The sequence below is a fragment of the Nocardia gamkensis NBRC 108242 genome (genome assembly GCF_001612985.1).
Taxonomy (GTDB): Bacteria; Actinomycetota; Actinomycetes; order Mycobacteriales; family Mycobacteriaceae; genus Nocardia; species Nocardia gamkensis.
Genome location: NZ_BDBM01000012.1, coordinates 16,373 through 42,897, shown reverse-complemented (window position 1 = coordinate 42,897; position 26,525 = coordinate 16,373). Strand labels below are relative to the sequence as shown.

The 26,525-nt window shown below is 71.0% G+C and carries 2 protein-coding genes (1 of these 2 cut by a window edge); both read right to left on the bottom strand.

Annotated features, from left to right (window positions below):
- Nucleotides 1-5,295 carry the start of a thioester reductase domain-containing protein gene (locus tag NG1_RS12935; protein WP_062970468.1) on the bottom strand. Its footprint begins 6,873 nt before the window's first position, so 5,295 of the gene's 12,168 nt are visible here — the first part of the coding sequence; its start codon is at nt 5,293-5,295; its stop codon lies beyond the left edge, outside the window.
- Entirely contained in the window at nt 5,292-26,525 is a 21,234-nt protein-coding gene (locus tag NG1_RS36655; RefSeq protein ID WP_168434234.1) for a type I polyketide synthase, read from the bottom strand. The genes NG1_RS12935 and NG1_RS36655 overlap by 4 nt, the downstream gene beginning before the upstream one ends.

The following is a 26,525-nucleotide window of genomic DNA, read 5'->3' as shown; positions in this document are numbered from 1 at the left end:
CAGCACCAGGTCGGCCTCGTGCGCGGAGAATCCCTGCGCGACCGGATCGGCGTCGATATCCAGCACCGCGAAACGCAGGTTCTCGCGCGTGCCGAAGGTGCGCCGTCCGTGCGTGAGGAAACTGTGCGAGACGTCGGTGTAGTGATAGTCGAACGCGATCCCGCGCGCGGTGAGCGCGTCGAGCACCGCGTGCGTGGAACCGCCCGTTCCCGCCCCGATTTCCACGATCCGCAGCGGCCGCGTGTCACCGGGCCGCTGCGCGACCGCCGCCACCAATTCGGCGAGCAAGCCGTTGGTGAAGTCGTAGGCGGCGTTGCCTCGATAGATCGCGCCCACCAATGCGAGGTCGCCGCCGGGGAACAGCACCTCCGTCGCGGACAGCTCCCCGCGCAGCACGCGCGGATACGCCGCGAGGCAGGTATCCAGCAATGCCACGTAGGGCGCGGTTTCCGGGAAGCGGGCCAGCAGGTCGGCGCGCATCCCGCCGGTGCCGGGTGGCGGGCCGGGGACCTCGAACCGGTCGTCGTGCCGGCGCACGAGGCCGTGTCGGTGCAGGATGTCCAGGCAGCTGGTGCGCAGCCGATCGAACCCCGGTCGCACTCCCAGGCGCGCGTCCAAGGATTCCTGAGTCCACTCCCCGGCAGTGAGCCCCATGCCCGCGAGCGTGGCGAACAGCAGCATCGCCGCGTAACGGCCGAGTTCGGCTCGACCGGGCTCCACGATGCCGGTGGGCTGCAGCGCCGCCTCGAATCGCCGCACCGCGGTGTCGAAGCCCGAGCGCGGCGGCGCGATGATCCAGTAGTCGGTGCGTTCGAACGGGTAGCCGGGCAACGGGATCCGGCGCCGCGGGCCGCCGCGCCCGCGCCAATCGATGTCGGCGCCCGCGACCCACCGGCGGGCCAGTTCCTGGTCGTCGGTCGCCGACGCGAGCAGCGGCTGGGTTTGTGCGTCGACGGTTCCGGTGACCACCGGACCGCGTTGGCCGGTGCGGAACCGGTCGAGTGCGTCGGCCACCTCCACCGGGGAGGAGGCGACCACCGCGAGACGGTGTGCCAGTGCGGGCCTGCCCACCTGCAAGGTGCGCAACGCGTCGAGGAAGTCCGCGGGATCGAGGGTGCGGAAGTGCCGCGCCATGGTCTCGGCGTAGCGGTGCAACCGCTCCGGGGTGCGCGCCGAGAGCACGAAGATCTCGGGTTCCCCCGTCCCGGCCGGGGCAATCCGGTCGTCGACGAATTCGGCGAGCACCACATGGGCGTTGGCGCCGCCCGCGCCGAACGCGCTGATGCCCGCGTGCCGCGCCACCGCGACGCCGTCGACGGTGCGGCGTGGCCAATCCTCCAATTCCCGTGGCAGGTGGAACGGCACCGAGTTGAACGCGATGGCCGGGTTGACCTGTGCGGTGTGCAGCGTCGGCGCGATTCGGCCGTGGCGCATCTGCAACAGCACCCGGGTCAGGCCCGCGACGCCCGCGGCCGCTTCCAAATGGCCGATGTTCGACTTCGTGGACCCGAGTGCGCGGGAGCGACCGCTGCCCCCGGACCTGCCGAACACCGCCGCCAACCCGGCGATTTCGATCGGATCGCCGAGCGGTGTCCCGGTGCCGTGCGCCTCGAGGTAGTCGATCGCGGCGGGGTCGACCCCGGCCGCGCGCAGGGCCTCGCCGATCACCTCGGCTTGCGCCCCGGGATGCGGCACGCTGTATCCCGAGGTCTGCCCGCCGTGGTTGACCGCGCTGCCGAGAATCAAGCCGTGGATGGTGTCGCCGTCGGCGCGGGCTGCCGACAGCGGCTTCAGATACAGCGCGCCGACGCCCTCGCCGGGGACATAGCCGTCGGCGCCGGCGGCGAAGGGCCGGCACCGGCCGCTGTCGGACATCATGCCCAGGCTGTGCAGCAGCAGGAATTTGTCTTCGTGCAGCAGCAGATTCACCCCGCCCACGATCGCCGCGTCGCATTCACCGTCCAGCAGACTGCGCCGCGCCAGATGCAGCGCGGTCAGCGACGCCGAGCACGCGGTGTCCACGGTGAGGCTCGGGCCGCGCAGGCCGAGGGTGTAGGAGGTGCGGTTGGCGATGGACGACGGGATCGAGGCCACCGCGACGGGATCGCCGTCACGGGTGGCCGCGACCCCGAGCAGCCGGTAGTCGCTCCAGGTGGCGCCCACGAACACACCGACGCGGCGTGCCCGCACGGCCGGATCGGTGTGGTGGTAGCCGGCGTGCTCGAGCGCCGCGTACGCGTGCTGCAGGAACAAGCGCTCCTGCGGGTCCAGCAGCGGCGCCTGGACGGGCGGGATCCGGAAGAACTGAGGGTCGAAACCGCCCACGTCGCGCACGAATCCGCCGATCATCGGCGGCGCGCCGGGAGTGCCCTGGACGGCGGTGAGCCACCAGCGTTCGGCGGGGACCGGGCGCACCGCGTCATGCCCGTCGCGCAGATTGCGCCAGAACTCCTCGATGTCGTCGGCGTCCGGATAACGGCCGCTGATGCCGACGATCGCGATGGGTTCCTCGACAGGCGCGCGGTGCTCGTCGCCCGGTACCGGCTCGGCGGCAGGGGCGGTGGACGCGGCTGCCGGTTGCAGTCGCGCCCGCAGAGCTTCGGGCTCGCCCCATACCGCCGCTAGTTGCGCGCGGTCGAGCGTGGCACACGACAACAGCAGATCGATTCCGGTCGCGGTGGGCAGCAATCCGGCACCGGCCCGCCGCAGCGCGGCGATCTGCTCGGCGGGCGGGCGCATGCCGCCCTCGGCCCACAGCGGCCAGCCGACGCTGATCGTCCGGCTGCCGGCCCGATCGCGCTGTTCGGCGAAGACGTCCAGATAGCGGTTGGCCGCCGCGTAATCGGCTTGCCCGGGATTGCCCAGCACCGCCGAGACCGAGGAGAACAACACCGTCAGCCGGGCCTCCGGCAGCGCTCGCGTCAAGTACTCGACGCCGTAGACCTTCGGCGCCAGAACGGATTGCGCGTCGTCGCGGCCGGTGCTCGACAGCAGCCCGTCGCGCAACTGTCCCGCACCGTGGTAGAGCACATCGACCGGTCCGAAGGTGGCGTGGGCTATGGCGGCGATGCGTTCGGCGTCCGAAGCCAGGGATACGTCGGCGCGCACGGGCACGGCTTCCGCACCGAGGTCGCCGAGTTCGGCGAGCAGCCCGGCGGCGGCCGCGTCGAGCGGACGGCGCGACACCAGGACCAGTCGCGCGCCGTAGTCGGCAGCGAGGCGGCGGGCCAGATGCCTTCCGATACCGCCGAATCCGCCGGTGATGACGACCACCGACCCCGGGCGCAGCACCGCGGCACCGGAACTCGGTGTGGCGTCGGCGAGCAGGCGTGCCCGACGGATCTGGCGTCGTCCGCCGTGGTAGCGGATCTCGGTGTCGGGGTCGCGTTCATCGATGCCCAGCTCGGCGGCCACGAGATCGCCGAGCGCACCGGCGGGATCGCGCCGCACGGCCCGCAGCAGCGGTTGCGGCTGCTCGAGCCGCACAGTGCGCGCCAAACCACCCAGGAGTGCGCAACTCGCTTCACCCGCGGGTGTCGCGGGCGTGATAGCGAGCACCCGGCGCACCGGCGATTCGGAAACCCGCGCCGCCGCGCGCAACAGGTCGCGCAGCGGCAGGTACACCCGCTCGATCAACGTCTGCGGGTCGGTGTCCGGCATCGCCTCGGGCCACAGGTACAACGCGGCGTCGAAGCGCAGCCGCCGGGCCGTCAGCTGTGTGACCAGCAGCTCCAAATGGTGTGCGTCGGCCGGGTCGACAAGGAAAGCATCCGCGCCGGAGACGAACTCGCGGCCCGGCCGAACCCGGACGGTCGCGTCGTGCGGGTACGGGTGGTCGGCGGTGTCGAAGACGAGCAGACCGGCCGGTTCGTGAGGCGCGTGTGTGGTGGTATCGGGTTCCCAATCGAAGCCGAAGGTGAGCAGGTCGTCTATCGCCGCGGGGTCGTCATCGGATGCGGAGGCCGAGTCCGGCAGACGGGAGTCTGCCGGAGCAGGCGTCGCGGCGGGGCCGGAGGTCTGGCCGGCTGTGACCGCCACGACGGTACGTGCGCTCGTGGCGAATTCCTGTGTGAACAAAGTAGTTTCAACGGAATCTGTGGCCGGGTCGGGATGTGCCGTTGTGGCGTCATGGGGCCGGTAATTCGTGCCGACGGTGTCGGCGAGATGTCCGGCGAGCGCCTCGATGGTCTGGTACTCGAACAGCAGCGTCGGATAGAGCGGCTCGCCGACCCGCGCCTCCAGCTCCGCGGTCAACCGCAGCAGGCGCCCGGAATCCAGGCCGAGCTCGTAGAACCCCACATCCGTCGCGATGCCGGCGGGATCGGCGCCGAGTTCGCTCGCGACGAGAGCAGCCAAGTCGGCGGTGATCACCGCACGCGGATCACCGGAGGCAACGGCCACATGGGTGGAAGCGGTCGGTCGCGGCGGGGATGTCGACTCCGGCGGTGTCAGCAACCGCTGAATGTCCGCGTTGCCGCGCACCCGCTTGGATGTCAGCCGATAGCCGACCACCGGCGATCCGTCCCGGTCGTAGACGGCTACCTCGGCTTCGAGCAGGTCTCCGCGATGCCCGCCTCCGCGGACCGTGGCTCGTACGAAGACCTCCCCGGGAGTGGCCCGCCAAGCGCGCACGTCACCGAAGTAGATCGGGATGAACGCGCTGTCGTCGTCCACGCCGAGGCGATGCGGGTCGATGAACGGCACGATCGTGGAGGCATCCAGGAACGTGGGATGCAGCAGGAATCCGGGCAGATGCGCGGCCGCCTCGGGGCCGAGACCCAGTGTCGCGGTGACCAGGTCGCCGCGGCGGTCGAAATGTCCTGTGGCGCGCATGAAGTCGCGATGCTCGATACCCCTGCTGCCGCTCTGGGCGTACATCTCGGCCATACCGCGCGCCCGCGCCGACGCCCGGAACCCGGCCACCTCGATTCCGGGCGGCTCGGCGGACGAATCATCATGCAGCACAACACATTCCGCGACCGGCTCGCTCGGCCCGACGGGCAGGCCCGCCGCGTCCAAGCGTTGCACGTCGATGGCGATGCGGCCGGTCGGGCGATCGACCCGGAACGCGATGCGCACCGCGCCGTCGTCACCGAGGGCCACCGGACGCTGGAACAACGCCTCCCGGATCGTCAGGTCGCCGGGCCGGTAACCCGCGGCCATCGCCGCACGCAGGATCATGTCGAGATACACCACGCCCGGCAGGATGCGGACACCGTGCACCCGGTGGTCCCGCACCACCGGGTCCTCGGCTCGCAGGGTGGTGGCGAAGCTGTCCAGGTCGATCCCGCTCATCGCAGCGGCTCCACCCGCAGGAACGACGGCGCGGGTGCGCTCGGCGTCATCGGGACCACGATCCGCGGCGCGGGCTCCGTCGATGTGCTGGGAACCGTTTTCGGCAGCATGAAGCTCCTCTTGCGGAAGGCGGGTGGATCCAGGGGGTGGCGCGTCGGCCGGTGCCCGTCGGGCGCCTGTTCGATGACGAGGTGGGCATTGGTGCCGCCGAAGCCGAACGAGCTGACGCCCGCCGCGCGGGGCCTGCCGTCGGCCGGCCGCCACGGGCGCAGTTCCCGGTTGACCTGAAGCGGCGAACCGGTGAACTTGAAACGCGGATTGAGGTTGTCGCAGTGCAGCGACGGCGGCAGCGCCGCGTGGTGCACGGCGAGGATCGTCTTGACCGCCCCGGCGATGCCCGCCGCGGACAGCAGATGGCCGATATTGGTTTTCACGCTGCCGACCGCGCACGGCTCCGGGCCCCGCGAGCGGTCGCCCAGCACGCTCGCCAACCCCTTCAGTTCGATGGGGTCGCCGATCATGGTGCCGGTGCCGTGCGCCTCGAGATACGACAGCGCGTCCGGCGACATACCCGCCGTCTCCAGCGCCGCGGTGACCACCTCGATCTGCGCGCGCATGTTCGGGGTGGTGATGCCCATGGTGTGCCCGTCGTTGCCGATCGCCGAGCCGCGCAGCACCGCGTAGACCCGATCGCCGTCGGCGAGGGCGTCGTCGAGCCGTTTGAGCAGCAGCAGCGCCGCACCTTCGCCCGGCACGAAACCGTCGGCGTCCTCGGAGAACGTCGCGCACCGCCCGTGCGGCGAGAGCACACCCGCCGCCGACAGGGTGACGAACGGCATCTCGTCGAGCAGCACCTCCACACCGCCGGCCAGCGCCGCGTCGACCTCGCCCGACCGCAGCGCCTGGCAGGCCAGATGCACCGACAACAGCGACGACGAGCACGCGCTGTCGAGCACGACATTGCCCGCGTGCCAGTCGAAGAAGTCGGAGATGCGCGCGGCGATGAAGTTCTGCCCGATACCGATCACGGTGTGCCGGTCGGGCACCGGAATCCGGTTGAAGTAGTTCGCCGCCCGGCTGCCCGCGTAGACGCCGACCCGCTTGCCGGCCAGCTCGTCACGCCGGTAACCGGCATCGGTGGTGGCCAGCACCGAGGTCTCGAGCAGCAGCCGCTGCAACGGGTCCATCTGCCAGGCGAGTTCGTCGGTGACCGCGAAATACTCCGGATCGAACAGATCCACACCGTCGACGAACCCGCCCCACTTGCTGTTGGTCAACCCGGGCCCGCCGGTGGGGCGGTAGAACCGGGCGGGATCCCAGCGAGCCGGGTCGACCTCGCGGATGCCGGACGCACCGGCGGCCAGCAGCCGCCAGAACGCCTCCGGAGTGTCGCCGCCGGGCAGCCGGCAGCCGATGCCGATCACGGCGATCGGCTCGGCCGCCCGGCCGCGACGTGCGTCGGCAGCCCAGGTGGCCGCGGTGGGGCGTGACTTTCCGCGCTGCTCCGTCTGCGGCGGGGCACTCGACGCACGCTCCGGGTCGGCAGGCGAATCCGGTGGCGGTGCGGACGCGAAGCGTTCCGGATACTGCTCGGTCAACAGACTCGCCAGCTCGTCGAGCGTCGGGAATTCCAGCACCAGCGCGGGGTCGAAGGGCTGACCGACGACCTGCTCGATCCGGCGCACCGCCGAGGCGATCAGCACCGAGTCCGCGCCGTACTCCTCGAACCGTTTGTCGCCCTCGAAACGGGCCGGGGCCAGCTTCAACTCGTCGGAGAAGATCCGCAGCAACTCCTGATACGCCTCCGCGGACCCGGACCCGGACCCGGTCGCGGCCGCGGGCCGCGCAGCAGCGGCCGCCGTTTCCGGCGCGGGCCGACCGGTGCGTGTCGAAAGATCGGATGCCGCACCGTGATACGGCAATACAACCGGAGCAGGCAGACCGAGCACCGCGTCGAGCAGCTCGAACCCCTCCGCGGCACTCAGCGCCGGAAGGCCGGTCGCGCGATAGGCCGCACTGGTCACCTCACCGAACCCGGTGCCACGGAACGACGGCCACTCCACCGACCGGAAATAGGGCCGTCCCAGCGCGTGCTGGGCTTCGGCGAAGCGGTCCAGATGCGCGTTGGCCATCGCGTAATCCGACAGACCCACCGCCAAGCCGGGCAGCACGGCCGACACCGACGAGAACAACACGAAGAAATCCGGACGGTCGGCGGCGAGCACGTCGGCGAGGACCGCCGTACCCGCCAGCTTGGGTTCGAGCACGGTCGCGATGGCGGGGCCGGTCTTGCGCACGAACGCCGGACTCTCGCCGGAAACGCTTCCCGCGCAGTGCAGCACACCACCGATGGGACCCAGCTCGCGCCGCACCCGGTCGAAGAACCCCGACAGCGCCGTCTCGTCGGTGAGACTGCCGAAGTACGTCCGCACCGCGACGCCGCGATCACGCAACGCCACCAACCGCCGCACCTTCTCCGCCACCGACCCGGATCCGGCTGCCACGCGGTCCCATTCCGGTTCCGGCGGCAGCGGATCCCGGCCGAGCACGGCCAGGCGGCGCGCCCCACGCTCGACCAGCGCCGCCGCGAACTCCGCGCCGAGTCCGCGCGTCCCGCCGGTCACCACGTAGGTGCGGGCGGGATCGACGACGAGACCCTCGGGTGCGGACGCGTCCGCCAGTTCGACGGCTTCGCGGATTCCGTCGCGATACCGCACCCTGGGGCAGCTGTCCTCGGTGGCGGCGCACTCCGCGCCCAGGATGGCCAGCAATCGCGCGGGATCGGCGCACACCGCCTCTCGCTGGGCGAGCACATGGACGCTGCGCGTGGGCACGTCACGGATTTCCGCGGCGAGCGCGGCGACCAGACCGCCCAGCGGCGCGGCTTCCGGGCCGTCGGCGCCGACGTTGCCGCCGCCGACGTGCAGCAGCGCGAGCGAACCGGCGCGCGCCTCGAGCACACCCTGATACAGCCCCATCCGGCCGAGGTCACCCGTGGGCCTACCCGCCGGCGCGGGAGCGAGATCGCACACGTCGAGCACGCAGTCGGTATCGGGGTAGCGCGCCGCGAGCGCCCGGCCCAGAGCCGCGCCCGCGTCGAAGTCGTCGCGATTCAGGTCGCCCGGCAGGTCCGACAGCCGCACCAGACGGCCCCGATCGCCCGCTGCGGCGGCGAGAGCCTCCACCAGAGGGTGGGGAGTACGTGCGTCGTACACGATCAAGCTACGGCGGGCGCGCAGGTCACCGCTGGGGAGCGGAGCTTCTCGCCACACCGGAACCAGCAATCGGGCTTCCGCTGACGCGGGGTGCGCGATCGCCGCAGGTTCGCCGGCGCTGTCCGGTCCGGACGCCGACTGCCGGGCGGGCGTGGGCTTCGTGACGAAATCGGAGCCCGGCACGGTCTGCGGGCTCGGCGCGGAAGCGGAGCCGGGCACCGGCGCGACGTCCGGAATCCAGTATCGCTCCCGGGCGAACGGATAGGTCGGCGCGGGAATACGACGGCGAGGTCCGGGATCGCGGACGGTGGCCCAATCGATGTCACCGCCGTCGAGCCAGCGCGCGATCCGGGAGTCCTCCCCCGCATCCCGGCACGACCTGGCGCCGGGTGCGTCGTCGACCCAGGCGCGTACGGCGGCGCGCAACTGGTCGATGTCGCGGGCGACGAACGCGGCGCGCGCGCTGCCCGCCTGACGGCCCACCTGCATCGTGTAGGCCAGATCGGCGAGGTTCGGTTGTTGCGCGGCGAGGAAACGGTCCAGCGCGGCGACGTACTCCGCCAGCCGGTCGCGGTCGCGAGCCGAGATCGGAACGACCTGCCCGCCGCTGAACCGGGTCGGCGGCCTGCGGTCGATGTACTCTTCGATCACCACGTTGGCGTTGGCCCCGCCCGCTCCGAACGAACTCACCGTCGCCCGGCGCGGGCGCGCCGGATCCCCGCCGGGCCACGGCAGCGGCTCGGCCGGAATCCGGAACGGCGTCGCCGCGAAGTCGATGTTCGGGTTGGCCGGGGTGGCGTGCAACGACGGCACGATGGTCCGGTGACGCAGTTGCAGCAGCACCTTCGTCATGGCCGCGACACCGGCCGCCGCCTCGAGGTGGCCGACATTGGACTTCACCGAGCCGATCGGTAGCTCGGACACACCGGAGCCGCCGAAAACCTTGGACAGACCCGCGATTTCGATCGGATCACCCAGTGCGGTGCCGGTGCCGTGCGCTTCGATGTAGGACACCGATGCCGGGTCGACCCCACCGGCGCGCAGCGCCGAGCGGATCACCGCCGCCTGCACGTCGGGATTGGGCACCGTGAACCCGTTGACGCGACCGCCGTGATTGATCGCGGTGCCCTTGATGACGCCGTAGATGGTGTCACCGTCGGCTTCGGCGTCGGCCAGCGGCCGCAGCACCATCGCCCCGACGCCCTCACTGGCCACATACCCGTCGCCGCCCGCGCCGAAGGAGCGGCAGCGGCCGTCGGTGGAGGCGAACTGCCCCTGGCTGAGCGCGACGAACTTGTAGGGATGCAAGGACAGATTGACGCCGCCGACCACCGCCAGCCTGCATTCGCCGGTGCGGATGCTCTGGCAGGCCAGGTGCAGCGCGGTGAGCGAGGACGAGCACGCCGTGTCCACCGCCATGCTCGGCCCTTGGAAGTCCAAGGCGTGCGAGACGCGGTTGGGGATGCTCCAGAACGTCGACCCGGGCAGCGTGCCGCGACCGAGCCGGGACTCCTCGGCCCCGAACATCTGGTAGGTCCCCCACATGACGCCGACGAACACCCCGGCCTGCTCCGGGCGCAGACCGCCACGGGCCAGGTCGGCGCGGGAATGCCCGGCGTCTTCCAATGCGGCCCAGGCGGTTTGCAGGAACAGCCGCTCCTGCGGGTCCAGGATTTCCGCCTCGCGCGGGGAGATGGCGAAGAACAGCGGATCGAAACAGTCGACGTCGTCGAGGAATCCGCCCCACTTGGTGTAGGAGGTGAACGGGTTGTGCCGGTCGGGAACGAAATAGCGGGCGTGGTCCCAGCGCTGCGGCGGGATCTCGGTGACGCAGTCGCGTCCCTCGACCAGCACCCGCCAATACGCGTCGAGTCCGTCGGCGCCCGGGTAGCGGCCGCTGACACCCACGATCGCGATATCCCCTACCGCGCCGGTGTCGCGGCCGGCATCAGAGGCGGTGGCCGGGGCGACGGCGGTCGGTATCGCGAACGAGTCGGCCGCGGCGCGTTGGTCGAGCGGCTGGTGTGTGAGCTGCCGGTCGTCCGTGAATGAGCGGCCGTTGGTGCCGGGCTCGTTGGTGCGTGCTGCTGATTCGATGTCGGCCGTCCGCGGCCGAGCGTCGCCGTTCGGTGTGATCGAAGCATCCGCGTTGTGCCTTGGAGGAGCGGGCGTTCGCGTCGCCGTTCGATCGGAGGAATCGCCATGGCTCTCGATCGACGGCGGCACGAACGGCTCGGCAGCGGATCCGAGCCGCACCAGCAGGCCGACCACTGCGCGCGGGGTGGGGTACTCGAACGCCAGCGTCGCGGGCAGGCGGTGACCGCTGCGGCGGGACAGCTCGTCGCGGATCTCGAGGGCCGCGACCGAATCCAGCCCGAGTTCGTGCAGCGGACGATCGAGGTCGTCACCGGGCGCCAGGCCGAGGCAGCACCGAACCAGAGCCTCCATCTCGGCGGTCGGATCGCCCGCGGCGGGGACGTTGTCGACATCCGCGACAGTGGGCGCGACCGAATCCCGCAGCACGTCCGGCACGTCGGCTCCGCCCGCCTCCGGCCGCGCGAGCGGCAGCACGGTGACCGCCGCCGGTAGTACCGAACCGAAGAGGTGGGCGAGCGTGTCGAAGGCCTGTTCAGGGCGCAGCATGCCGTAGCCGCGCCGGGCCAGCCGCCGCACGGCGCCGCTGCCGAGCCGCTCGACCATCCCGGTGTCCGCCCACGGACCCCACGCGATCGACAGCGCGGGCGAGCCCGCCGCACTGCGCGACTCGGCCACACCGTCGAGGAAGGCGTTGGCGGCGGCGTAGCTGGACTGCCCGGGCAAACCGAGCACCGCCGCGGCCGAGGAGAACAGCAGGAAGAAACGCAGAGAACGAGCCGCGGTCAGCTCGTGCAGGTGCCATGCGCCGAACGTCTTCGGTGCGAGAACCCGCCCGACGCGTGTTGCCGTCTGCTCGGCGACCACGCCGTCATCGAGCACCCCGGCCAGATGCACCACGCCCGCCAGCGGCGGCAGCTCGCGGTCGATCCAGTCCAGCGTTGCCGCCACGGCGTCGCGATCGGCGACGTCGAGCGACCGCACCACGATCCGCGCCCCCCGCCCCCGCAACTCCGCGATGACCGACTCCGCTCGGGCATCGGGTGCCGACCGCCCCGCGAGCACCAGCTCCGGCCAACCCTGGTCGACGAACCAGCGAGCCAGCCGCAAGCCGACTCCGCCGAGACCACCGGTGATCAGCACCGTCCCCCCCGCTGCGGACGCCACCGCCGACTCACCCGGCGCGACTTCCAACGGCACCAGCCGCGGCACACGCCGACGTCCCCGGCGCAGCGCGAGCTGGCGCGGCGCCTGCGGCGCGACGAGCGCGTCGACCACCGAGCGGATGCCGCCCAGCTGATCGAGATCGACGATCCGACAACCGATTTCGCGGTGCTCGAGCTGCACACTGCGGGCGAAGCCCCACAGCGCGGACTGCTCGGGAGCCACCTGATCGGTGGGATCGACCCGTTGACCGTGGCGGGTGAGCAGCCACACCGCGGGCTCTCCGGCCAGTGCCGCGGCCTGCACGAGATGCAGAGCGCCCACCAGCAGACGTTCCGCGGCGACCGGCGCCGGGGCATCGTCGGCGGAGAGGGCGAGCGCCGAGACGATCCCACGCAACGATGTCCGCCCGTCGCTCACCGCGCCGAGCAGCGCACGCACCGCCGCAGGGACGCCCAGGTCGACCTCGAACTCGTTTTCGGCACGGAACGCGAAACCATCTCCGGGACGGGCCAGGACGCACTCCGCGCCGCGCGCCCGCAACGCGTCGGCGAGCCCCTCGGTGAAGTCTCCGGGCGCGCCGATGATCAGCCAGCGCCCGGCCGCCGAAGCGGGCAGCGCCGTGCCGGTCTCCAGCCAGTCGATGCGGTAGGCGTCCGTGACGGTCCGATCGTGCGGCACACGGGACGGCTGTCCGCCCTCGTTCGGCGTGGGTGTCGGCATCACGCGCAATCCGTTCGCGACCAGCACCGGGCGACCCTCCTCATCGAGCAGTCGAACATCGGCGACACACAGCTGTGGCGTCTGCTCGACAACGCGCACATGGCCGAATCGAACGGTGCCCGCCGCGACCGAGACGAGTGCCTGGTCGATCGCGAACGGCACCCACGTCTGCTCCTCGGCCCTCGGCGACATCGCCGCATAGGTGGCTTGGAACGCCGCGTCCAGCAGAACCGGATGCACCATGCCCACGCCGCTGTCGATATCGGGATCCGACAACGTGACCAGGGCTTCGCCGCGGCCGAAGCGCACGCCGGTGACACGGCGGAACGCCGGGCCGTAGAGCAGGCCCGCTCGGGCCAGCAGCTCGTAGAAGTGCGCTGCCGCGAGGTGTTCCGGACAGTCGCCGAGGATCTCCGCCAAGCCGGGACCGCCCGGCATCCGGCGCGTTCCGGTGTGGACGTGAGCGCGTGCGTGCGTGCCGGAACCTTCGGTCGACACCCGCACCGCCCACCCGTCACCGGTCGGCTCGACGTCCACCCGCACCGGCTGCGGGCCGCTCAGCGTGAGACCGCGGGCGATCACGAGGTCCTCGATCGCGACGAGGTCACCGGCGACGAGTTCACGCCCGGCGTCGGCGATCGTCGCCACGAACCACGCTCCCGGTACGACGACAGCCCGATCGACGACGTGATCGGCCAGATAGCGCGGAGACTCCGGCCCGAGCACCAGATCGAAAGACCCCGCCCCGCGTGAATTCGGATACCCGGAACGGCCTTCCTGTCGAGTGGGAGTCGGCACCGGAGCGCTTTCCGGTCGTACCGGGTTCGTTTGCGGTGTGGCAGCGCCGTTCGAGGCGTTCCGCGTAGCGGCCGGCGGCGTAGGCATGGACGGCGCGGAGTCGTCGATCCAATAACGTTGCCGCTGAAACGGATACGTCGGCGCGAGCACACGCCGCCGATCGCGCGGCCGGTGCACCTGCTCCCAGTCCACCGGCACGCCCGCCACATACAGCTGCCCGAGCGCCGTCATCATCGTCTCGCGATCACCGCGTCCGCGCCGCAGCGACGCGGCGAACCGTGCCGAGCCGCCCAGCGCGCGCTCACCGAGCGCCGACAACGTCGGCTGCGGACCGATTTCGAGGAAGTCGCCGATGCCCAGCTCGGCCATGGCCCGCATGCCCTGGGCGAACCGCACCGGCTGACGCGCATGCCGCGCCCAGTACTCCGGCGTGAGATCCCCCGCGCGCAGCGGCGCACCGGTGAGGTTCGAGACCAGCGGGATCGCGGGGTCGGTCATCGTCGCGCCCGCGGCCGCCGCAGCGAGGTCGTCGAGGATCGGATCCATCGCCCCCGAGTGGAAGGCATGCGAGACGGCGAGTTCGGCGGTCCGGATACCGCCCGCCGACAACTCCTCCCGCAGCAGATCGAGCGCGGCTCGTTGTCCGGCGACCACCACCTGTGCCGGTCCGTTGTAGCCGGCGATCGACACCGCGGGTTCATGCCGTGCCACGAGCGGGGAAACCTGCTCGGCCGGAGCGTCGACGGCCACCATCCCGCCGTCGTCCGGTAGGCGCTGCATCAGCCGCCCGCGCGCGGCGACCAGGCGCAAAGCGTCCTCCATGGTCATCGCGCCCGCCGCGCAAGCGGCGACGTACTCCCCGACGCTGTGCCCGAGCACCGCCGCCGGAGTGATCCCCCATGCCCGCCACAGTTCCCACAGCGCCCACTCGACGGCGAACAACACCGGTTGGGTGAACATCGTGCTCCGCAGCAACTCCGGCCCGTGATCTCCGTACACGGCTTCGACAAGCCCGATTCCGTCCGCGATCGGTCCCAGCACCGTGTCGCAGCGCCGCAGGGCGTCGCGGAAGACCGGCTCGGAATCGAACAACGCACGCGCCATGCCGGGGTACTGCGACCCCTGCCCGGTGAACAGCAGCGCCACCTTCGCGCGCGCTGTTCGCTCCACCCGGCCGCGGATCAGGTTGGACCGGTTCCGCAGCTCTCGCGCCGCGCCGTCGCCGGACTCGGCGACCACCGCGAGCCGTTCTTCGAAATGGCTGCGGCCGGTCGCGGCGGTATAGGCCAGATCCCCGAATAACGTGCCCGCCGAGCCGATTTCGTCGGCCCAGCGTCGGGCGCTGTCGGCGAGGGCTGTTTCGTCGCGTGCGGAAAGGACGAGTACCTCCGGGGCCGGCGATTCCGGTCGCGGCGCCTGCGCCGGGTCGCCCTGCGCCAGAACGACGTGCGCGTTGGTGCCGCTCATCCCGAAGGAGCTGATCCCGATCGCCGGTTCGTGGCCGGTGCGCGGCCAATCCCGCCCTTCACGCACGACTTCCAGGGGCAGTGCGGCCCAGTCGATCAGCGGATTGGGTGTGTGGAAGTGCAGGCTCGGCGGTATCCGGTGGTGCTGCAACATCAGCACCGCTTTGATGACCCCCGCGACACCGGCCGCCGCTTCGGCGTGCCCGATATTGGTCTTGACCGACCCGATGAGCAGCGGCTGCGTGCGGCCCGCCCCATACACCTCGGCCAGCGCGGTGGCCTCGATCGGATCACCGAGCGGGGTGCCGGTGCCGTGTGTCTCGACATAGTCCACCGCGGCAGGCCGCACGCCCGCCCTCTCCAGAGCGTCGGTGATGACGCGTTGCTGGGCCGGGCCGTTGGGCGCGGTGAGACCGTTGGAGCGGCCATCGTGATTCACCGCGACGCCACGCACCACGGCCAGCACCCGATCGCCGTTGCGGCGGGCCTGCGACAGCCGGGTCAGCACCAGCACGCCACAACCGTCGGCGCGGACGTAGCCGTTGGCGTCGGCGTCGAACGCGCGCGACCGTCCGTCGGGCGAGAGCGAGGCCAGACGGCAGAAACCGATGGTGGTCTCCGGCGCCAGTTGGAGGTTGACTCCACCCACCAGCGCCAGATCGCAACGGCCCGCGCGCAATCCGTCCGCGGCGGCTTGCAGCGCCACCAGCGACGAGGAGCATGCCGTGTCCAGTGTCATCGCCGGGCCTTGCAGGCCGAGGACGTAGGCCAAGCGCCCGGCCGCCACGCTCGGCGCCGAACCGATCACCGAGTAGGCGCCGATCGCGGTCGGCTGGGCGGCGCGTGTCGGTGTTGCCGGATACTCGCTGAAACACAGTCCGACGAACACGCCGGTGCGGCTGCCCGCCAGCGTGCCGGGTGCGCGGCCCGAGCGCTCCAGCGCCTCCCAGCTGGTCTCGAGCAGCAGGCGTTGCTGCGGGTCCATCGCGCGCGCCTCCGCCGCGCCGATACCGAAGAACGCGGGATCGAATTCGTCGGCGCTGTCGACGAAACCGCCCCAGCGGGTGTACATCGTGCCCAGGGCCGCCTGGTCGGGGTCGTAGTAGGCGTCGATGTCCCAGCGCTGCGGCGGCACCTCGGTGATCGCGTCACGTCCGTGCCACAGCAGGTCCCAGAAGTCTTCCGGTGTGCGCACTCCGCCGGGGAAACGGCAGCTCATGCCGACGATGACGATCGGGTCGTCGGCGGGCTGGTCGCTTGTGGGCTCCCGTTCGGCCGAAATGTTCCCCTCCACTGGCTGTTCTCGCGGCCGCGGCACCGGAAGTTGGTGCGTGGAGGCGACCGCGGAGGGTGTCGTGGGCGTGACCGAAGGTCGCGGCGTGGGCGCGACCGGAGAGTGTGTCGCGGGCGCGACCGGAGGTTGCGGGGTGGGCGGAACCGGAGGTTGCGGCGCGGGCGGAATCGCAGAGTGCGGCGCGGGCGCGATCGGAGACACGTGATCGGCGGTTTCGTGTTCGCCTCCAGTGGAAGCGAGCCCACCCTTTCGGTGCAGGAACCGCGCGATCTCACGCACGGTCGGGTAGTCGAAGACGAGCCCGGCCGGCAACGGCATCCCCACCTCGGTGGCGAGCGCGGCGCGCAACTCCATCCCCGTGAGGGAGTCGACCCCGGTGTCGTGCAATGGCACATCCGGATCGAGTTCTCCAGCCCTGTCCAGTACGCGCATCGCGACGCGCTGCACCAGCGCCTCCATGGGGACGATGTCGTTCGACGCCACCGGCGGCTCCGATGCCCGGGTGGTCTCCGGTCGGGTTCGCAGCGGCGCTGCCGTCGCGACGTGCGGTGCCCGGTGCGCATACCACCGTTCCGGCACGAATTCGAAGACGCCCGGAGCAGTGCTGTCGTACCGAAGGAGATGCTCGAGCGCAGCGGCCGCATCGTCCTGATACAGCGGCGGCAGACCGCGCCGCACGAGCCGCGCGGTGACATCGGACCGATCGGCGGCCATACCCACATCCGCGAACGGTCCCCACCCGATGCTCAGCGCGGGCAGTCCCTCGGCCCGCCGCCGCCAGGCCAGCGCGTCCAAGGCCGCGTTGGCCGCGGCGTAGTTCGCTTGACCCGGGGTGCCGAGCAACCCCGCCACCGAGGAGTAGGTGACGAAAACTTCCAATCGCTGGTCTCGGGTGAGCTCGTCGAGGTGACGCGCCGCGTGATATTTGGGCCCGAGCACGGTCTCGAACCTCGACCAGGTCTGCTCGGTCACCACGCCGTCGTCGAGCACTCCCGCGCAGTGGATCACGCCGCGCAGCGGTGGAAGCTCGGATTCCGCGATGCCGCGCAACAGTGCCGCGACCGCCGCACGCTCGCTGACATCCGCCTGCCGCGCCGTCACACCGACTCCGACGGCGCGCAGCGATTCCAGCAGCCGCTCCCCGGCCGCGTCCGGTGCGCGTCTGCCGACCAGCACCACGTGCCGCGCGCCACGGTCGGCCAGCCACCGTGCGGCCGCCGCACCGAGGCCGCCGAACCCTCCGGTCACCAGGTAGGTGCCATCGGGCAACCGGTCCCCGCGCGCGGCGCGGCTATCCCTGGCGAGCAGGACGACGCGACCCGGATGATTTCGTTGCGACATGGCGCGGAACGCCTCGGCGGCACCGTCGATACCGTGCACCGCGTGCGGCAGCGCAGTCAGTGCACGCTGGTCGAACAGGTCCATCACGCCGCGCAGGATCGCGCCGAGCCGCCGCGGGCCGACAGCGGCCGGATCGAACGGCCGATGGTCGACGTCGTCGTGCCGGTGAACCGTGCCGGTCTGCACCGGATCGATGACCTCGACGAATCGACCTCCCGCGCAGAGGATCTCGGGGGCGTGCGCGGAAAAGCCGTCCCCCAGGCTGTCCACGACGACATCCACTCCGCGCCCCCCGGTCGCCGCCCGGACGCGTTCGCCCACCTCGTCGCCGCGCCAGGTATCGATCCGCGTGACCGGCAGACCCGCGCTCTCAGCCCAGCGACACAGCGCGGCGGTCGCGAGCACCTGCGCGCCGGCGTGCGCGGCCAGCTGGACCGCGGCCATGCCGATGCCGTCGGCGGAGGCGTTGACGAGCACACGGTCCCCCGCGCGCAGCTCGCCCAGGTCGAACAGCGCGTGCCAGGCAGCGGTGAAGGGGTACGGCACGGTCGCGCCTTCGGTGAAGGAGAGGTGATCCGGCAGCCGGGCCACCATGCCCTCATTCACCGTCACGTGACGAGCGAAACCGTCGGTCGCCAAGGCGATAACACGGTCACCTATCGCGAGTCCCTCGACGCCGGCGCCGACCGCGGTGATCCGGCCCGCGCATTCCGAGCCCAACGGCAGCACACCTTCCGGATGTATGCCCGAGGCCACCCACAGGTCGTGAGCGTTGAGACCGGTCGCGGCGACAGCGATTTCGACCTCATCGGACGCCGGTGCGCGCCGCGTTGCGGAGGTCAACCGCATCCGGTCGAAGTCGCCGGAGCGGTCCGCGACCAACCGGTAGTCGTCGGCGGGCGCGAGGCCGTCGGCGAGACGAGCTGTCAGCCAACGGCCGTCCCGAATCGCGAACTCTCCGGTGCGGCCGCTGAGCAAGCCGTCGACGATCGGTGCGCTGTCGACGGACGATCCGGCGGACAGATCCAGCAAGCGACACCCGAACTCGGGATGCTCGGTGGCCAGTGTGCGTCCGAAGCCCCACAACAGTGCCTGATCGGGATCCGGCCGGTCGGCCGGTGCGACGCGCTGGGCGTTCACCGTCAGCAACCACAGCGCGGCAGGACGGTGCGCACCCGAATCCAGCGCGCGGGTCAACCGCAAGGCGGCTTCGATACGAGTCTGCGCGGACGCCGACGTCCACGCGAACACGACGCCTCGGAACGGGCGCGTGGTCGCCGACGAAACGGTCTCGGCAGCGTGCTCGTCCTCCGGGCGAGCAACCACGGTTTCGATGCCGCGCGCGCCCAGTCCGGCGGCGACGGCAGCACCGACCGGCCCGTCACCGAAGATCAACCAGCGACCTGACGGCTGCTCCCTCGCCGACGCTTCACTCTCGACGGGAACCCATTCCAGGTGGTGCAGCAGACGTCCGAGCCTGGACGAGTCGGCTGCGACGGCTTTCGATGCGGCATCTGGTTTCGCGCTGAGCAGGCTCACCCCCCGCAAAGCGGCGAGCGGTCGCCCGGACGCCGAGTGCAGCGTGGCGTCACCGACGATGACGCGCGTACTGCGTTCGGTCACCCGCACCCGGCATCGGACGATCGATTCTCCGAGCTCCGGACTGCCGAAGAATCGAGCACGACCGATCTCGGAGGGCAAGAACATCCCTTCGCCTCCGTCGGCGGTCACCACGATGCTGTGCAGGCAGGCATCGAGCACGATCGGGTCGGGCACGGATGCGCCGTTACCCGGCAGGCGGAACACGGCCTCGGACTCGGTGTCGCTGATCCGCCGGAAGTCGAGGGCGCAGCGGTAGTCGGGGCCCAGCTCGAGGCCCAGCCCAGCCACGGTGTCGTAGTAGGCGGGCCAGACCCGCGCGTCCGAATCACTCGTCACACCATCGTGCGATTCGACCGGATCATCGGCCGCGGCAATGAGAGTGGCTGTCGCAAAGCTGGTCCGAGCATCGCCGAGGCCGACGAAGCGCACGTCGTAACCGTCCGTGCCGGGTTCGAGCGCGACCCGCACCACCGCTTCGGCGGTGACCTCCAGCGGCTCGAGCAATCGCAGCCCGGCGATCTCCCACGCCCCGGGCAACCGAGCGGCGATCTCGTTCAACCGAACGCACAACCACGCCGCGGGTACCGTCGGCACGCCACGCAGCCGGTGCCCGCCGAACATCTCCGGTGCCAGCCGCAGGGTGTGCGACGAGCCGGTGTCCTCCGAGCGCGGCTCGAGCTCCAGCCAGTGCCGTTTCCGCTGGAACGGATATGTCGGCAGGTCGACACGGCGCCACCGGCGACCGGAATACACGGTTGCCCAGTCGATCTCGTCCCCCGCGACATACCGGCGACCCAGCTCGACCGAACCACTCGTCACCTCGACGACCGACCCGCTCGCGGTCGCTCCCGAGGCGACATCCTCGAGCGCGGCGCGCAACTGCGCGGCGGTATCGAAGCCGATCGCGACGCGCTCACCGAAATGTGTACGGCCGACGGCGGCGGACGCGCACACGTCCCGCAATGCCGTCTCCGGATGGGCGGCCAGCAAATCGCGGTAGCGCGCCGCCAGCGCACGCAGGGCATCGGCGCTCTTCGCCGACAGCACCAGCAGGTAGGGCCCGGAATCGGCCACCGCACCGGTTTCGGAGATTTGAGGCGCTTCTTCGATCACGACGTGCGCGTTCGTCCCGCTGATCCCGAACGCGCTCACCCCCGCCCGCCGCGGTCGCCGCGAACGCCGCCACGGGCGCTCCTCGGCGACGACGCGGACCGCGATCGAATCCCAATCGATGTGCGGATTGCCCGAACGGAAGTGCAGCGAGGCGGGAATGCGCTCGTGCCGCATCGACTCGATCACCTTGATGATGTTGGCGATGCCCGCTGCCGCCTGGGTGTGGCCGAGATTCGACTTCACCGACCCGATCCACAGCGGCGCGGCCTCGGTGCGGTTCTCGCCCAGCACCGAGGCGAGGGCGTGAACCTCGATCGGGTCGCCGAGCGCGGTGCCGGTGCCGTGCGCTTCGATGTACTCGATGTCGCCCGCCTCGACCGACGCGTCCGCCAGCGCCGCACGGATGACTCGTTCCTGCGCCGGACCATTCGGCGCGCTCAATCCCTGGCTACGACCGTCGGAATTGACCGCCGATCCGCGCACCAGCCCCAGCACCCGATCGCCGTCGCGCTGGGCGTCGGCCAGCCGCTTGAGCACGAGCACCCCCGCCCCGTCACTCCAGACCACCCCGTCGGCACGCGCGTCGAAGGTCTTGCACCGGCCGTCGGCGGCCAGGCCGCGCGCCCGCGCGAAGTAGATGTCGAGCGAGGGCGTGAGCACCACGGTGGCACCGCCGGCCAACGCCAGATCGCATTCGCCGCTGCGCAGACTGCGCACCGCCGCATGCACCGTCACCAGAGACGAGGAGCACGCGGTGTCGATGGTGAGGCTCGGACCGTTGACGCCGAGGAAGTACGACAGCCGCCCGGAGGCGACGCTGGACAGATTGCCGGTGCCGAACCAGGCGTCGGGCGCGACACCGGCCCGCGCCATCCGTTCGGCATAGTCATTGGACATCAGACCGACGAAGACGCCGGTCCGGCTGCCTTCCAGACGGCTCGCGGGATAACCGGCATGTTCCAGGGCCTCCCACGACGTTTCCAGCAGCAGCCGCTGCTGCGGGTCGAGCATCCGCGCCTCGCCGACGGAGATGTCGAAGAACCCGGCATCGAAATCCTCGACACCGTCGACGAAGCCGCCCCAACGCGTGTAGGTCTTGCCTTCGGCGTCCGGGTCCGGATCGAAGACGGCGTTCACATCCCAGCGCTGCGCGGGTACCTCGGTCACCGCGTCGGTCTCGGTGGTGAGCAGGTGCCACAGGTCGCCAGGGCCGCGCACGCCACCGGGATAGCGGCAACCCATGCCGATGATCGCGATGGCGTCGGCGTAATCGTCGGCGGCAGCGCTCGTTTCGCGCCCTGTGAGCTGCGCCACGTTCGGTGTACTAGGTGTAACCGGGAGTTCGGGTGGGTATACCGGGGGCGTGAGCTGCTCGGAGGTGCGCGTGGTCGGTCGCTGTGCGGCTTGCGCTCGACCCGTGCGACCGGGCGCTGACTTCGCATCGAGCCGGGCGATCTCCTCGGACACCGCGGCGACGGTCGGATGATCGAACAGCAGGGTCGCCGGAAGTCGTACTCCCAGATCAGCGGAGAGCGCGTTGCGCAGCTCGACGGCCATCATCGAATCCAGCCCGAGTTCCCGCAGGGGCGTGCGGTCGGAAACGGCTGTCGCGCGGCCGAGGGCGGTCATGGCGTGGGCGCGCACCAGATCGAGCAGTTCACCGGGCTCACGCGAGGTTCGACCATCCTGCGAGTCGCCCTGATCGATCGCCTCCTGCTCCGCCGGCACGTCGGTGACGGTGGGGAATACCGCGACGACTCCCTCGGCCGACAGCAGCGAGCGCAGCGCTCGAACACCGTCCTCAGCGGCCAGTTCGGCGACGCCATGGCGTGCCCACGCTCGGCGGGCCGTGTCGCTCAGTCCCGCGGCCATGCCGGTGCCCGCCCACGGGCCCCACGCGATGCTCACCGCAGGCAGCCCTTGCGCCGCACGCAGGCGGGCGAGGCCATCGAGATACGCGTTCGCCGCGGCGTAGTTGCCCTGCCCGGCCGTGCCCACCACGGCGCTGACCGACGAGAACAGCACGAACAGATCCAGCGACCTGCCCGCGGTCAGCTCGTGCAGGTGCCGAGCGCCGCCGACCTTTCCCGCGAACACCCGATCGATGTGGCCCGGGGTCTGCTCGATCAGCAGGGCGTCGTCCAGAACACCCGCGCAATGCACCACCCCGGCCAGCCTCGGAAGCTCGTGACCGAAGCGAGCGAGCAGCCGGGACAACGCCTCCCGGTCTTCTACGTCGACCACCGCGGTCTCGACATCCGCGCCCGAGGCGGCGATCCGCGCCATCTCCTGCTCGTCTTCCGGGCCAGGGGCGCTGCGACCGGCGAGCACGACCATGCCCGCACCGGCCTCCGCCAGGATGCGCGCGGCGGTCGACCCCAGCGCTCCGCGACCGCCCGTGATCAGATACGCCCCGCCACGATCCAGCTGAGGCACTGCCCCGAACTCATCGGAGGGCCGCATCCGCATCGTGTAGCGGTGGCGTCCGCGCAAAGCGATCGCGAAGTCCGCCGCATCGGAACGGATTTCGCTCACCAGGCGGTGGTCGTCGCAGCGCGCGCCGTCGGGCAGATCGATCAGTCGACAGCGCAACTCGGGAAGCTCGGTGCGCACCACCGCGCCCAGTCCCCACAGGGTTGCGGCGGCCGGGCGCACGGGTTCGCCGGACAGTGCTCCGGTTGCCCCGACGGTCACCAGGTACAGCGGCGCGTCGGTGATTGCCCGCGCCATCCGTTGCACAGCATTCAGAGCGAATCGCGTTTCCACACGCGCCGCTTCGGCAGTGTCGTCCGCTTCGGCATCGGACAGGTAGATCACTGCCCGCTCGTCGCCGGGCCAGCGGGCCGGATCGGTCGTGCGCTCCACTGCCACCGCATCGGTGCCCGCGGCACGCAAGGCGGCGGCGAGCCGGTCGGCCTGTTGCCCGACGCCGATCACCAACACGGCGGCCGGGCCCCGTCCGCTCGGCGACACCACGGCGGGTTCCCAGAGGGGGCGGTGAGTGAGGCCGGACATGCGATCCCGATCCTGCGACTGCCCGGCAGTGCCGGACTCGGCGAACCATACGTCTTCGATATCGCAGACCACCGCGCCGGCGGTATCGAAAACAGTGATACGAATCGTGCGGCCGGTGCGCTCGGCCAGCGCCCACACAGTGGCACCCGCGTTCACGCTGGACAAACGCAAACGGCCGATACCAATCGGCAGTTGAGCCGTGTCGCTGTCCCTGGACACCAACGCGAGACCGGTCTGCACCGCGGCATCCAGCAGACAGGGCAACCAGGCGTCCGGTTCGTCGGCCAGTTCCGCGGGGCGTTTCAATTCGGCCAGCACGCTGGCCTCGCCCAGCTGCAACCGCGAAAGCCAGCGGAATCGTGGACCGAACGTCAATCCGGCGTCCGCGCAGCGACGATAGAAGTCTTCGACGTCCCATTCGGTGGTCGGCGCGAGCCGCGCCGCGGACAGTTCGCCGGGGTCGAGCGTCCCGCCCGTGGCGGCGCGAACCGCTGCGGATACCGCGGTGACACTGCCGTTGTCGACGTGAAAGCGCACTTCGGTGCGGTCACCCGCGACGGACACGTGCGGCTCGGCCAGTTCCTCCAGCGGCACCGGCCGCGCGGCCACGAAATCGATCAGCTCGTCGTCGGTGCTTCCGGCCGCACGCAACGCGCGCAGCGCGAGTTCCGCCGCGGGCACCACCGCCCGGCCTCGAAACCGGTGCTCGGCAAGGTATCCGGTGCGCGCAGAGGTGCCTGCGATCGGCACAGTGACCCGCTCTCGCTCGAAAGGATAGGTGGGCAGACCGTTGCGCCGCCGCGCGTCCGGGTGCACCACCGAGGTCCACTCGATCTCCGCGCCGGCGCAATACAGCGCGCCGAGACCGGTCAGCAGCACCTCATCGTCGGTGGCGGTCCGGCGCATACTCGGCAGCCACAGAGCATCAGGATCGGCGTGCCGCCCGAATTCCAGCAGCACCGGATGCGGTCCCACCTCGAGGTAGGCGTCCACGCCCAACTCGGCGGCCGCGCGCACGCCCTCGGCGAAACGGACGGCGCCGCGAGCATGCGCACGCCAGTACGCGGCATCCACGGGGCCTTCGAGCCGCGCGCCGGTCACGTTCGACACCAGCGGAATCGCCGCCACGCGCGGGGCGGGCACCAACTCGGCGACCCGGGACTCGAAGTCCGCCAGCATCGGATCCAACAGAGGCGAGTGGAACGCCGTCGTGCCGGGCAACCGCACCGTGCGGATCGACCGTTTCTCGGCAGCTCGCATCACCTGCTCCACCGCGTCCACCGCTCCGGAGACGACGAATTGCCCGGGGCTGTTGACCGCGGCCACCGACACACTCGCCGCGAGGTCCTCCCACAGCGTTCCGAATTCCTCGGGTGCGGCGAAGACCGCCGCCATCGCCCCGCGCTGGGGCACCGCTTGCATCAACCGGCCGCGTTCGGCGGCCAGTCGCAACCCGGTGTCGAGGTCGAACACGCCCGCGACCGTCGCCGCGACCAGTTCACCGAGGCTGTGTCCCAGTACGACATCGGGTCGAATGCCGAACGCCGCCCACAGTTCGGTGCACGCCCATTCGATCGCGAACAGGGCCGGTTGGGCGTACTCGGTGCGGGTCAGCGACTCCTCGTTCGCCTCGAACAGCAGCGACCGCAGACGGATTCCGCCCGCCAGCGGTCCGAGCGACTCGTCACAGCGGTCGAGCGCCGCGCGGAAAGCCGGATATCTGCGGTCGAGTGCCGCGCCCATCCCCGCATACTGCGCGCCTTGTCCGGTGAACAGCATCGCGATCCGCGGCTTGCCCGGCATCGAGTCCGTCGATCGAGGTGAAGATTCTGCGAGCCCGCGCGCCGCGTCCTCGGCCGTTCGCGCCACGACCGCGCGACGGTGCACGAAATGCGTGCGTCCCAGCGCCGCGGTGGCGGCGGCATCGGCGAGCGGCACCTCCCGTCGCTGCAACTGCTCGGCATAGCGGTGAGACAGGATGTCGAGCGCGGACGGGCTGCGTGCCGAAAGAGCGAGCAGCGCCGGTCCTTCCGGGGCCGCACGCGGCTGCGGTGCGGGCGCCTGCTCCAGCACCACATGCGCGTTGGTGCCCGCGAAACCGAACGAGCTCACGCCCGCCAGCCGCGTCCGCTCCGTGCGGGGCCAGACGACATCGCGGGTCGGCAGTGCCAGCGCCGTGCCGTCGAGCGTGATCTTGGGGTTCATGGTGGCGAAATCGTGCTGGCGCGGAACGCGTTCGTGCTCGAGTTGCAGCACCACCTTGATCAGCCCGGCCACACCCGCGGCCGCCTCGAGGTGACCGATCTGCGACTTCACCGACCCCAGCCGGCACACCGACCCGTCCGCCCGCGGCGCACCGAGAACCTGGGACAGCGCCTCGATCTCGATCGGGTCGCCCAGCGGCGTGCCGGTGCCGTGCGTCTCCACGTAACCGATCTCGTCGGCGGCGCATCCGGCGTCGGTCAGCGCGTCGCGCAGCAGTTCACGCTGAGCCGTCGGGTTCGGCGCGGTCAGCCCCATGGAACGACCGTCGTGGTTCACACTCGAGCCGCGGATGAGCGCCCTGATCGCGTCGCCGTCGGCGATCGCTCGCGAAAGCGTCTTCAGGACAACGATTCCCGCGCCCTCGCCGCGCACATACCCGTTGGCGCGAGCGTCGAAAGGACGACAGTGCCCGTCCGGTGAAAGCGCACCCATGCGGGCCAGGGCCTCCGAGGTGAGTTCGGATTGCAGCAGGTTAACCCCGCCCGCCAACGCGACGTCGCACTCCCCCGCCCGCAGGCTGCGACATGCCTGATGCACCGCCACCAGCGATGACGAACACGCCGTATCGATCGCCACGGCGGGACCGCGCAACCCCAGCACATAGGACACCCGCCCGGCGACGATGCTCGACATCGTCCCGGTGAGCGTGTGCGCGTCCACCGAACTCACCCAATCCGGTGTGATCGTGCGCTGATACTCCTGCCAGCTGACGCCCAGGAAGACACCGGTGCGGGCCGCTGCCGGGGTGTCCGGTGTCAGTGCCGCGTCTTCCATTGCCTCCCAGGCGACTTCGAGTGCCAGCCGCTGCTGTGGATCCATCGACGCCGCTTCGCGCGGCGCGATGCCGAGGAACTCGGCATCGATGGCATCGATGGGACCGGTCAGCAGGCCCGCCCGCCGCCGCGCCCGCCGAGGAGCGGAATCCGCTACCGCCCAACGGCTTTGCGGCGCCTCGACGATCGCGTCGCGGTCCGAGGACAGTAGTTCCCAGTACTGCCGCGGCGTTTCCGCGCCGCCGGGAAAACGGCAGCCGATACCCACGATGGCGATCGGCTCGCGCTGCGGCCGCGCCTCCAACTCCTGTATCCGGCGGAGCGCCCGCGTCAGCAAGACCCGTAGGTCATACCCATCATCCGACAT

Excerpts from the sequence above, each read along its gene's own strand:
- NG1_RS36655 (WP_168434234.1), bottom strand. The coding sequence starts at position 26,525 with ATGTCGGATGATGGGTATGACCTACGGGTCTTGCTGACGCGGGCGCTC.